The 12553-nt window shown below is 56.5% G+C and carries 11 protein-coding genes; 10 read left to right on the top strand and 1 reads right to left on the bottom strand.

Features of this window, described 5'->3' with window-relative positions:
- Positions 1-78: 78 nt before the first annotated feature.
- The gene (locus tag AC1DYO_RS02310) at positions 79-450 is read left to right on the top strand and encodes a hypothetical protein (RefSeq protein WP_477259907.1); all 372 of its coding nucleotides are present in this window, start codon (positions 79-81) and stop codon (positions 448-450) included.
- A 310-nt stretch (positions 451-760) separates the two neighbouring features.
- Positions 761-1696: a substrate-binding domain-containing protein gene (locus AC1DYO_RS02305; protein WP_477259905.1), complete on the top strand. Its 936-nt coding sequence runs from the start codon at positions 761-763 to the stop codon at positions 1694-1696.
- Between the two features lie 234 nt (positions 1697-1930).
- Here AC1DYO_RS02305 and AC1DYO_RS02300 read toward each other — a convergent pair whose 3' ends face one another.
- Positions 1931-2911, bottom strand: a complete 981-nt coding sequence (locus AC1DYO_RS02300) for a LacI family DNA-binding transcriptional regulator (protein ID WP_477259903.1) — start codon at positions 2909-2911, stop codon at positions 1931-1933.
- Positions 2912-3542: 631 nt separating this feature from the next.
- On the opposite strand from AC1DYO_RS02300, the gene iolG reads away from it, so the two are divergent.
- The 8 genes from iolG to AC1DYO_RS02260 form a co-directional block, all read left to right on the top strand.
- Positions 3543-4535: an inositol 2-dehydrogenase gene (iolG, locus tag AC1DYO_RS02295; RefSeq protein WP_477259901.1), complete on the top strand. Its 993-nt coding sequence runs from the start codon at positions 3543-3545 to the stop codon at positions 4533-4535.
- A 50-nt stretch (positions 4536-4585) separates the two neighbouring features.
- Positions 4586-5548, top strand: a complete 963-nt coding sequence (locus tag AC1DYO_RS02290) for a Gfo/Idh/MocA family protein (RefSeq protein WP_477259899.1) — start codon at positions 4586-4588, stop codon at positions 5546-5548.
- A 207-nt stretch (positions 5549-5755) separates the two neighbouring features.
- Positions 5756-6919 carry a Gfo/Idh/MocA family protein gene (locus AC1DYO_RS02285; RefSeq protein WP_477259897.1) on the top strand — a complete coding sequence of 388 codons (1164 nt, stop codon included), beginning with the start codon at positions 5756-5758 and terminating at the stop codon, positions 6917-6919.
- Between the two features lie 69 nt (positions 6920-6988).
- Positions 6989-7876, top strand: a complete 888-nt coding sequence (locus tag AC1DYO_RS02280) for a sugar phosphate isomerase/epimerase family protein (RefSeq protein ID WP_477259895.1) — start codon at positions 6989-6991, stop codon at positions 7874-7876.
- Between the two features lie 91 nt (positions 7877-7967).
- Positions 7968-8951 carry a LacI family DNA-binding transcriptional regulator gene (locus tag AC1DYO_RS02275; RefSeq protein ID WP_477259893.1) on the top strand — a complete coding sequence of 328 codons (984 nt, stop codon included), beginning with the start codon at positions 7968-7970 and terminating at the stop codon, positions 8949-8951.
- 244 nt (positions 8952-9195) lie between these two features.
- Complete coding sequence (locus AC1DYO_RS02270) at positions 9196-10734, top strand: sugar ABC transporter ATP-binding protein (protein ID WP_477259891.1); 1539 nt, start codon at positions 9196-9198, stop codon at positions 10732-10734.
- Positions 10731-11774, top strand: coding sequence for an ABC transporter permease (locus tag AC1DYO_RS02265; protein ID WP_477259889.1), 1044 nt, complete (start codon positions 10731-10733; stop codon positions 11772-11774). The genes AC1DYO_RS02270 and AC1DYO_RS02265 overlap by 4 nt, the downstream gene beginning before the upstream one ends.
- A 36-nt stretch (positions 11775-11810) precedes the next feature.
- Positions 11811-12553 (top strand): thiamine pyrophosphate-dependent dehydrogenase E1 component subunit alpha (locus AC1DYO_RS02260; protein ID WP_477259887.1); only part of this gene is annotated, 743 nt, incomplete at its 3' end.

The following is a 12553-nucleotide window of genomic DNA, read 5'->3' as shown; positions in this document are numbered from 1 at the left end:
GCTCGGCCGAATTCTCTACCCGCACGGCCCAGACGATTCACCACGTGAGGTCGGCCACCTGTGGTACATGAGCTTTCGTTGACCGGAAACGAGGGCGAATATCTCAAGCGCTCTAAGCTCGATGACCCGGCGTTTCCCCATCATTCGACCGTGGACCAATTCGAGGCTTACCGATCCCTTGGAGAGCACATCTCGGAAATGTTCCTGCCAGCAATAACTGATCCGCTCGACCAAACGAATACTTTGTTGGAGGAACGGTTTCGACGCCTAATGTGGCTCGGGACGGGTTTCGATCCTCTGCGCGCTTTAGCACAGAATCCTGCTCAGCGGTGCACGGTCATGGCCCGCAACAGCGCACAGGAATTGGAATACCATTGCCAGCGGTTCATTCTCTGGGCCGGGACGAGCCCCGCCAGAAAACCTGTTGCCGAGGAGATCACCGGCCATTGACCGAATGAAGGGCGGACACTTGCCTGAGCGCCTTCTCATAGCACTTACCGCCGGCTGCCGAATCCGGCCATTGCGTTCGAACTCATGACTCTCCGTGCAGCGTCGGTCAGGTCGTCCTCCTCAATGATGTAATCGTTGACATCGATCACAAACTTGTGTTGTATACGTTAACATCCTCTCGAGACCCGCTAAAACCGGCCGGCGAGACAGGGGCTTTTGGTTATCCGAATGCAGATGTCCTCCACCAAGAGGACTGTCCGGATCTAAACCTCGGGTGCCACCGGACACCCGTGAAGAAGGGGAGAAACTAATGAAGCAAATGATCATTGGTGCTGCGATGGTGTTAGCGGCGTCGCCTGCACTGGCTGGCGATATAGGCGTGACTATTTCTCACACTGACTCTTTTCTGGCCGTTATGGTCGAGGGAATGAAAAGCGAAGCAGCCAAGACCAATCAGGCACTCCAGATCGAATTCGCAGAAGCTGACGTTAACAAGCAGCTGTCCCAGGTTCAGAATTTCATTGCCTCAAAAGTTGATGCGATCATTGTCAATGTCGTCGAGAGCTCTTCTTCACCGGCGATCACAAAAATGGCAGCCGAAGCCGGAATCCCATTGATCTACGTGAACAATACCCCTGACGATATTGAAGCCCTTGGCCCGAAGGCGGCATTTATTGGGTCGGCCGAAATCGAGGCAGGAACGATCGAAACCAAGGAAATTTGTCGCATCCTGAAAGATGAGGGAAAGACTAAAGACGCAGGAATTCTTATTATCCAGGGAATTTTGGCTCAGCACAGCGCAGTGATGCGCAGCAAAGCCATTCACGATGTTATTGCGACGCCTGATTGCAATTTCATGAAGGTTATCGATGAGCAGACTGCGAATTGGGATCCGGTCAAGGCCCAGGACCTGATGAGCAATTGGATTACGGCTGGATACAAACCAGCGGCGGTTATCGCCAACAACGACGAAATGGCTTTGGGCGCTATCAATTCGATGAAGGCCGCCGGATGGGACATGAAGGACGTAGTTGTGGGCGGGATCGACGCTACGCAGGAAGCCATGCACTACATGCAGAGTGGCGATCTAGACGTCAGCGTTTTCCAGGATGCCATTGGGCAAGGGGCCGGCTCGGTGGATGCGGCCATGAAGCTTGCCAAAGGTGAGAAAGTCTCGTCCCCCGTATGGATCCCTTTTGAGTTGGTGGTTCCCACCAACGTTGAGAAGTATCTGGGCAAGAACTAGGTGGAGGAGTGCGGCAGTCGGTCATTGCCTATTCTAACAGCACAAAACTGCCGCTCGAAACTCGCCTGAGAGATGGCTAGTGAGTGGTGCGTGTGGCTCCATAGGGACCGCACGCAGCACCCCTTCCGTCTTTGCGGCTCATTCCGTCAAGAGCTACGCATTGACTTTACAGACCTCTGGCGGTTGCTCGCAAAAGGGCACGCTTGGGTCTTGAGGCAAGCGGATCTGTGCATACTATGCGGATTTTCGTAGCTTCAATTGAAATGGCAATATAAAACTCGCCCCCTTGTCTTCTTGTGAGGGCGAGCCAATCAGTTTGGCGATCGCGGGTCCAAAATCGGCAGCCGACACTTGGACGGTGGACAGCCATGGAGCCAACCAGTCGTTCATCCTGTTGTCGTCAAATCCAAAAATGAGCAGGTCTTCAGGCACATTGAGGCCACGCTCCGTAGCGGCTCGATGTAAGCCGTACGCAATCATATCGTTGCCGCAAAAGACAGTGTAGCGTCGACGGCCAGCGAGCAGCTTCCGACCAATCTGATAACCACCTTCCATCGTGAACTGGCTTTCGAACTGGAACACCGGCTTTTTCTTCCCGAGGCCTGCCAGAAAACCCTCGAGACGCTCGCTGCTGCCGGAGGATTGATGGGGGCCCGAAATAGCTACGACATTTTCATACCCTCGCTCGATGAAGTAGCGGCCAACAGCCAGGCCGGCCGCGAAGTTGTCGACGCCGACATAGGGTGCAACAATGCCAGGCGCCGGCCGGCGGTTGACGAATATCATGTTCTCCTGCCGCGCAGCCATAATACGAAGCTGGGGCGTATCGATGGCTCCCTGCAAAATGATTGCCCGTGCTCGAAGCCCATGCGCATCCATCAGAAGGCGGTCCTGCCGATCCGGGTCTTCAGCGGAATTGGCAAGCACCATGGACAATTCGTATCCATTCAGTGCCTCCTCGACTGACGTAGCAACATCGGTCGTAAACGTGTTCGTTGCGTCTGGGACCAACATTACCACAACACGACTTCGAGCCAGCCGGAGCGAACGTCCGATTTCGGACGGCGTATACCCGAGAGTCTCCGCCGCCCTGCGTACGTTAGCCAGTGTTTCAGGCGCCAGGGCCTTGGCCTTACCTCCAAAGTAACGAGATACGGTTGCCGTGGAAACCCCCGAGAGTCGCGCGACGTCGTGAACGGTGGGTGGTTTTGACACAGGACGTTCTCCGGGTATCGATCTGGTTTGACTTCTCAATTGCCGGCTGCAGCCTCACGAGATCAAGCATCGGAGAGGCGGCTGCCTTCGGAAATCAATTTGCACCACCGCGGGAATCTCCTAGGCCAACCCATATTTCAACGCCTGCGCGATGACGTCAACGATCCGATTCATATCAAGGCGCCAAACTTATGAAAACGTAGACACGACCCTAGTAAACGTTAACATTGTTACAAATGGGCATGTTGCGGAGCGGGCCCCTGATAGGCGGCCGCGATTGGTCGTTGCAGCGGACAGCTCAAAGTTGCCGCACCGATCCTGACGCACGGCGGCGCGAAGCGGGCGCGTCCGGATACACACCGCAGCGTGAAACGCCCGCGCGCTTGCCGACATCAAAGGACGACGAATATTTCTTCGTGTTTTTGTTGAGCTTCAGGCTACCGGAGTGAGAATGCAAACGTTGACATGCCAATAGTAAACGTTAACATCGCGAGATGACAGGGCGCGGGCGAAGGGAGACTGCGCGCGCCGGCACACCGTATTGGCAATGGTCTGTGGGCACCAGACCTGCGGATTTCTTGTAGAGCGAGGGCTCGCAAGGCGTTTGGCTGACATTGGAGGCATTTGTTAAATGGTTCGATTTGGAATTCTCGGGTGTGGGAGAATTGGGCAGGTCCATGCCAGTTCCATCCAGCACATCGTCAACGCCAAACTTGTTGCGGTCGCAGATGCCTCATCCGAAGCAGCTCAGGCATGTGCCGAGCGCTTCGGCGCAGAGGTTCGTGGGGTATCGGACCTCGTTTCTGCGGCCGATATCGATGCCATTGTAATAGCCACGTCTACAAACACCCATTACGACATGATCCACTTGGCAGCGGCCGAGCGGAAGGCGATCTTTTGCGAGAAGCCCATAGATCTCTCATCCGAAAAGGTGCGCATTTGCATCAAGACGGTGGAGGACGCCGGTGTTCCCTTCATGACAGCGTTCAACCAACGCTTTGATCCCCATTTTGGCGCCCTCCAGCGTCGCGTCGCCGAGGGCGAAATCGGCGATGTCGAAATAGTTTCGATCGTTTCCCGTGATCCGGCTCCTCCTCCGATTTCCTATTTGAAAGGATCTGGAGGTCTCTTTCGTGACATGATGATCCATGACCTTGATATGGCGCGTTTTGTGCTGGGAGAAGAGCCTACAAAGGTGTTTGCCGTCGGGTCCACCCTGGTCGATCCTGCGATCGAGGCAGTTGGGGATGTTGACACCGCTGCAGTCATTCTCACGACCGCTTCGGGCCGGATTTGCCAGATCAGCAATTCCCGTAGGGCGACGTACGGATATGACAAACGGCTTGAGGTTCATGGCTCGAAGGGCATGCTGCGTGCCATGAATATCTTAGAAAATTCGGTCGAGAGCGCTACAAGCGGAGGGTTCACTGTCGCGAAGGCAGAGGCCTTTTTCCTCGAGCGGTTCGGTGCTGCGTATCTTGCTGAATTGCAGCATTTTGTCGATGCAGTCCTTAAAGGACAAAAACCAATACCTGGCGCCCATGATGGGCTGAGAGCCCAGTTGATCGCCGATGCGGCGACGCAATCTCGGACAGAAGGCCGGCCGATCGAGATCCCGGCCTAGTTTTGCCGGCTGCTCAACTACGAGCATTATTCAAATCAAGGGACTGTCAGATGAAAATGGGGATCGTAGGGCTCGGGCGAGTCGCCGAGCTGCATGTTCAGGCATTGGAGCAGGCAGCCCCTGAAACATTTGTGGGTGGATGGAATCGCTCATCTGCCCGTGCAGAAGAGTTCTGCAGGCGCTTTGGCGGCCTTGCCTACGCGAGCGTCGACGCCTTGTTGGCCGACAACGGAGTTGATGCGGTGCTGGTTGCGACAAGCACCGCTTCGCACTTTGAATATGCAAAGCGAGCATTGGAGGCAGGCAAGCATGTTCTGCTGGAAAAGCCGCTTTGCGAAACGCCCGCGCAGATTCGCGAACTGGCCGAGATTGCCAGGGCCAATTCCCGCGTTTGCATGCCTTCGCACAATTACATCTATGCGGAAACCATGCGGCGTTTGCATGCCCATATCAAAAATGGCCGGCTCGGCAAGATCGTGAATTTCTGGGCGATCTACAACAAACGGCATGATGCCTCGATCGGGGCGCCCGACCTGACGATGCGCGAGCTCATGATCCATCATGTGTATTGTATGCTTTACTTCCTCGGGCGGCCCTCCCACGTTTATGCGACCGGAACCAGTGTTCATTTCGAAGACCCGTCTGCTCACGACCAGCTCATGATAACCGCCGAATACGCAGACGGCAAAATTGCAAATCTGTGGGGTAGCTTCTCTGCGGATGATCGAAGCCGGGAGCCGTGGTCCTGCTACTTCAAGATCATCGGCATGGAAGGAAGTGGGGTCGTTCCATGGGATGTTACGAAGTTCGGTGAACCTGTATTGCCATTTTGGGATGACGCCACGTATTGGGATAGCTTCCTGCAAGTACAGAGTTATTTCCTGAACGAATGTTTGGGAAAGAACCAGCAACCTTTGTCCACGCTGGATGACGCCTATGACTCGGCGGTTATTTTGGATGCCGCACGGCAGTCTCTGGCGAAGAAGAGTCGCATCGAGATCAGCTATCGATGATGCGTCGCCTCGCTGTGGCTGGCGCTGGCGATGGCGATTTGCGAGTTGGAGCTAGAGTCCCCGAGTGGGAAATGTAATCGTTGACATTGCCGTTTTGATATGATGTACACGTTTACACGGCTCTCACGGCGCAGGCTGTTGTGGAGGCGCGTTGTTCAAAATGGGTCGCTGCAGGCGGACTGCACCCGGACAGACAGGGGAAATGCGTTGGAAAAGCTAAACATCGCTTTGATCGGTACAGGGTTCATGGGCAAGGCCCATTCCATCGCGACTGCGGTGGTGCCTATGTTGTTTGGTGCGCCAGTGGAGGTCGAACGCCGCGTGGTTGTCGACGTCGAGGAGACACTCGCTCGGAACGCCGCCAAGCAGTACGGATACGCCGAGCACAGCACCGACTGGCGCGAGGTGATAGCGCGCCCTGATATCGACATCGTGGACATCTGCACGCCGAACGACACGCATGCAGCGATAGCGATTGCCGCGGCCAAGGCTGGCAAGCACGTTATGTGCGAGAAGCCGATGGCGATGAGTGTAGCCGAAGCTGAGGAGATGCTTGCCGAGGCCAAAAAAACCGGCGTCGTCACGATGGTTTCTTACAACTACCGGCATACGCCAGCGCTCCAGATGGCCAAACGATTGATCGACGAAGGCCGCATTGGCAAACTCCTGACTTTCCGCGGCTACTATCTTCAGGACTGGGGTGCGGATCCCAAGGCCCCGCTTTCTTGGCGTTTCAACAAGGCCAAGGCCGGCTCGGGTACACTGGGAGACATCGGTACGCACGTGATTGACGCGGCCCGCCTCTTGGTCGGCGAAGTCGAGGCCGTCAACGCGATCGTGAAGACCTTCATTTCCGAGCGACCGCTGCCTGCAGGGCACTTCTTTGGTCAGCGCGGCGAAGCGTCAAAGGAAATGGGTAAGGTGGACGTCGATGATCATGCGCTCACCATGATCAAGTTCACCAATGGCGTGTTTGGCACCATCGAAGTCACGCGCAACGCCTACGGTCATCACAATCAGCTGGGATTCGAAATTGTCGGCACACGCGGTACGATCGCATTCGACTATCAGCGTCTGAATGAGCTTCGGGTTGCTTTCGCCGATGACGCTCCCGATACCTTTGGCTTTCGGACCATCTATTCTGGGCCCAACCAGCCGTATGGCGACCTGCTCTGGCCGGTTGCAGGGATGGGTCAAGGCTACATCGATATCAAGTCGATCGAATGGTACAATTTCCTCAAGGCAATTGCGGAAAAGAAGCCGGCTGCGCCGAACTTCGAAGATGGTTTGCAAATCGAGCGCGTGGCGGAGGCAATCCTGATTTCGGGGGAAAGCGGCGTCTGGGAAAAGGTGCCGCAGCCAGCAGCCTAGTCCTTGCGATTCAGCGAAGCTTCGCCTTGTGCAGCAATGCGCGGCGGCTTCAAAGATTGGAGACGATTTATGACGATCAAGCTTGCAATGCATACCTGGCCTTATGCGAGCAATCCGACCTGGTTGCCGGCCTACACGCTCGAAGAGACCATCAAGCGCGTCAAGAAGATCGGCTATGACGCCATCGAGATCGGCGCCGCCAGTCCCCACGTTTTCCCGCCGACGCTGAGCAAGCAGCGCCGCAAGGATATCGGGCAGATGCTGAAGGACTACGACATGGCCCTGGCAGCAATGCTGCCGGCGCACGGCGGCGGGCCAGGCAATAACGTTGCGTCCCCCATTCCTGAGGAACGTCGCTGGGCGATCGACCACTACAAGGAAATGGCGCAGCTCACGGCCGATTGGGGCGGCAAGCGGCTGATCTGCCTGCCGGGATGGTACATCTTCGGCACGACGTACCGGCAAGCGTGGGACTGGGCCGCGCAGGCAATCCGCGAGATAGCCAGGTTTTCAAAGGACCTTGGGGTCGAAATCGTCATCGAGCCCACACCGGAAGACAGCAACATCGTCAACACGTGCGACAACACGATCGACATGATGAAGGACGTCGGCGAACCCAACGTGCGCTTGATGTTTGATAGCCATCACGTCATCACCGAAAACGAAGTGATGAGCGACTACGTCTATGCCATGGGCAAGGACCTGGTCCACATCCATGCCTCGGACAACAACCGTCTGCCGCCGGGCAAGGGACGAGGCGATTTCCCTGCGCTGATCCAGGCGCTGCATGAAACAGGCTTCGATGGGTATCTGTCGATGGAATGTGGATTCCATCAGCGGGGCATCGAACCCGATTGGGTAGCGCGCGTATCGCTCGAGTATCTCAAGCCACTCGTCGATGCTGCTAACAGATCGCCGGTCCCTGGCAACGACACCGTTTCGTCACGTCATGTGTAATCGTTGACATTGGCTCTCTGCCGCAATGGCTTTGCTTCTCGATAAAACGTTCAACGCTTTTCGGAGTTGCTCTGGGGACGAGTGGATCGAGATGAGCAAAAAGCCTCCTACCATCCGCGATGTGGCACGCCTGTCTGGTGTGTCGACAGCTACCGTGTCGCGCTTCTTTTCTGGCAAGGAAAGCGTGATTGCCCCAGAGACTGGCGAGAGCGTGCGTAATGCTGCGCAGGCGCTGGGTTACACGCCTTCAGAGATCGGGCGTTCTTTGCGCCTGGCGCGTAGCAACGTCGTGATGATGCTGGTGCCGGATGCGACCAATCCCTTTACGGCTGATGTGGCGGCGTCCGTTGAGCAGTCGCTCAATGGTCTTGGACTTTCGATGGTGCTCGCCAATGCCTCGGAGAATGCCGATCTACAGGATCGCCTGCTGGCCGATGCCGAGGGGCTTCGTGTTCGAGCCATCATACTCCAAGGCGCAATTGACACGCCGCGACTGCGCGAGATGGCTGCGCGCCATGACAACCTGATCTTTGTCAACCGCCGGCCGGCTGAAGGCATTTCCGCGCCATATGTTGGAATTGACAACTACGCCGCAGGCGTTGCCGTCGGCCGCTATTTCTCGGAGCGAGGCTACCAGAACTACGTTGCGATCCATGGCCCTCGGCCGTTCTCGGGCAGCATAGAGCGTTTGCAAGGGTTCCTCGCAGGTCTGGGAAGTCCGAGTGTTCTCCAGTTTGAAAGTTCATACAAAATGGAGGCCGGGTATCATCAGGCCTTGAATTTTCTTTCTGACCGCAGCCGCCGATACTCAGTGTTCTGCGGCAATGACATGATCGCCTACGGCGTCTTTCGCGCTGCAGCTGAGCTGAACATCCGTGTCCCCGAGGATCTAGTCATCTTCGGATTTGACGACAATCGACTGAATGAATGGCTCGCCCCTTGGCTGACGACCGTCAAGGTACCGGCTTTCGATTTCGGGCCGGCAGTTGCGGCATTGATCGACAAACCGAACGAGAATGAACGGGAGCAGCAAATAATCTTGCCTTTTAAGCTGCAGGTCCGTCTCTCCGCCTAGCGAGGAGTCGTGATGCACAGGATCGAGACATCCAAGCAGTAGGAAGAGATTAGATGGGAGGAGGATGGAATATGAAGAAAGTTCTTTTTCTAGCCACTGTCAGAGAAGGCCGAACGGAGTCGCAGACTCCGACAATGCTTCTGAACGCCGAGAACTATTTGGGTAAGAACTAGCTACCCCGGGGAATGCCCCGTCGGGTGGCGGATCATCCTTGTCTCTGCCAGAGATAAAAAAGGCCAAAACCATGCCCAGTCCATCCACAGCTCAGGTGGTGCGCGAAAGCGGCTCAGTTCCCGTTTCGGAATACCTCCTCGACGTCACGGGCGTGCGCAAGGAATTTCCTGGGGTGCTTGCTCTCGACAACGTCGAGTTGCGTTTGAGGCCTGGCACGGTTCACGCCCTGATGGGTGAAAATGGAGCCGGCAAGTCCACTCTGATGAAGATCATTGCTGGAATCTACACGCCTGACTCGGGCTCGTTCAAATTGCGCAATCAGGAGGTCAGCCTCTCATCGCCACTCGATGCGCTGGAGAATGGAATTGCCATGATCCATCAGGAACTCAACCTGATGAATTCGATGACAGTTGCCGAAAACATCTGGATCCGCCGCGAGCCGAAGACTGCTTTCGGGTTCATCGATCATCGTGAGCTGAAGCGCCGGACCGACGCACTGTTCGAGCAACTGAATATTCCAATCGATCCCGAGATCGAAGTCGGGAAGCTTAGCGTAGCCAATCGCCAGATGGTGGAAATCGCCAAGGCGGTTTCTTATGAGTCCGATGTTTTGATCATGGACGAGCCGACATCAGCGCTCACGGAGCGCGAAGTCGAGCATCTGTTCAAAATCATCCGGTCCCTCAAAGCCCAGGGCAAGGGCATTATCTACATCACCCATAAAATGAATGAGCTCTTCGAGATTGCCGACGAGGTTTCGGTATTCCGAGACGGCAAGTATATCGCGACGAAGCCTGCGGCCGAACTGACACGCGACGAAATCATTCGTATGATGGTCGGTCGCGAGATTTCGCAGATGTTTCCCAAGAAGACGGTGCCGATTGGCGAGGTCCTTCTGAGCGTGCGCGATCTTGCTTTGAAGGGGGTTTTCGAAGGCATCAGTTTCGACCTGAGGGCCGGGGAGATACTTGGAATAGCAGGTCTGGTAGGCGCAGGCCGGTCCAATATCGCCGAAACCGTCTTTGGCGTCACTCCAGCTACATCGGGCACTATCGAAATTCAAGGCAAGTCAGTTTGCGTGACCTCTCCAGCCATCGCCATGCAGCATGGCATGGCTTTTCTGACCGAGGATCGCAAGGAAACGGGCTGCTTCCTGCTTCTGGATATCCAGGAGAATGCTCAAGTGGCCGCGCTAAGCAGCGGCTATGTTCGACACGGTTTCGTGGAAGAAGAGCGGCTTTCTCGCGATTGCGAGGCAATGACGGATGCGTTGCGCGTCAAGACGCCTGATATGGGCGAGCCTATTTTGAACCTTTCGGGAGGCAACCAACAGAAGGTGTTGATCGCCCGTTGGCTTCTGACGAAGCCCCGTATTCTCATCCTCGATGAGCCCACACGCGGCATTGATGTGGGCGCCAAGGCGGAGATCCATCGAATGATCTCCGACCTCGCCGGGCAAGGCGTGGCGGTGATCATGATCTCTTCAGAGATGCCCGAGATCCTCGGGATGAGCGATCGGGTCATGACAATTCGTCAGGGCCGCATGTCAGGCATTCTCGATCGGGCCGAGGCCAACCAGGTCAAAATTATGGAGATGGCAGCACAATGACTTTGCTCCAGAGCGCCACCTCGGTGGCCAAAGCTTCAAAAAGGCGAAAGCTTTCAAGCGAGCTGTCCATCCTGGGCGTGCTTGCCGGGATCGCCCTTATCTTTGAGGTATTGGGCTGGATTTTCGTTGGATCGTCGTTTCTTGCCAACCAACAAAGGCTGTCGATCATCATCCTACAGGTTTCGGTGATTGGGATTATTGCGGTCGGAATGACACAGGTGATTATCACCAGTGGCATCGACCTGTCGGCGGGTTCGGTAGTTGGGCTTGCGGCGATGGCGTCGGCGTCTCTGGCACAAAGCTCCACGGACATGCGTGCCGTTTACCCGGCTCTTACGGACCTGTGGCCAATTTGGCCGATCCTAGCCGGGCTTTTCGTGGGATTGCTTATCGGCGTCATCAACGGAGCGCTCATCGCTAAAACGAACATTCCGCCGTTCATCGCAACGCTCGGTACCATGGTTGCGGCTCGGGGCCTGGCTAAGTGGTACACAAACGGACAGCCGATCGCATTGCTTAGTCCCGAGTTCACCTGGCTCGGTCGCAGCTTCAGTATCCTGGGCTTCCCCTTGCCGCTGCCGGTGATAATTTTTCTTGTCGTCGCCTTCTTGGGCCACATCGCGCTTCGATACACACGATACGGCAAGTTCACGTACGCGATCGGTTCCAATCCGCAGGCGGCGCGCGTATCGGGCATCAATATCGGTGCCCATCTCATCAAGGTCTACGTCGTCTGCGGGTTGCTGTCGGGACTTGCTGGAGTAGTGACCGCAGCACGCGCGGCCTCGGCTCAGGCTGCAATGGGAACGAGCTATGAACTTGATGCCATCGCAGCCGCGGTGATCGGCGGCACATCGCTAGCGGGGGGCGTTGGACGCATCACCGGCACGGTGATCGGCACGATCATCCTTGGCGTCATGATGTCTGGCTTCACCTTCCTGAAGGTGGGCTCCTATTACCAGGAGGTCATCAAGGGAACCATCATCGTGCTTGCGGTCGCCGTCGATCAATATCGACGCTCGCGAAAAACCAAGGCCTGAACTCACTTATACCGAAACAATATCGGCGAGGAACCCATGTCAGCGTTGCAGTTGTCGCATGACGAACTTCTAAAGGTCTATCGAACGATGCGGACGATCCGCCGGTTCGAGGAACGGGTGATGGAGGAGATGGGGACCGGCGACATTCCGGGCAGCACCCATCTTTATGCCGGCCAGGAAGCGAGTGCGGTCGGCGTCTGTTTCCACCTCAAGGATGAGGACTACATCTCCTCGACGCACCGTGGTCATGGTCACTGCATCGCCAAGGGCGTCGACATCGACGGCATGATGGCGGAGCTGTTTGGCCGCGCCAGCGGCACCTGCGGCGGCAAGGGTGGATCTCAACACATTGCCGATCTTCGCAAAGGGATGCTTGGGGCGAACGGGATTGTTGCGGCGGGCGCACCGATCACCTGCGGTGCGGCGCTGAGCATGAAGCTGCTTGGCTCCCGGCAGGTTGCGGTGGCCTTTGCCGGTGACGGCGCCATGAACGAAGGGGTGATGTCGGAGAGCTTCAACCTGGCCAAGATCTGGAACCTGCCGATCGTCTTCGCGATCGAGGACAATGGCTTTGGCGAGGCGACGGCGAATGCGCTTGTCTCGGCCGGCAGCTTCACCCGGCGCGCCGAAAGCTACGACATCCCCAGCATCGAGGTGGACGGAACGGATGTGTTTGCCGTCTACAGCGCGGCGGGCGAGGCGGTGGAGCGGGCTCGCGCGGGCGGCGGCCCGACGATGCTGCATATCCATGTGCCGCGCTACTACGGCCACTACAGCGG

The organism is Mesorhizobium sp. P2_F5, assembly GCF_056403715.1.
This window is presented reverse-complemented; position numbering and strand designations above follow the sequence as displayed.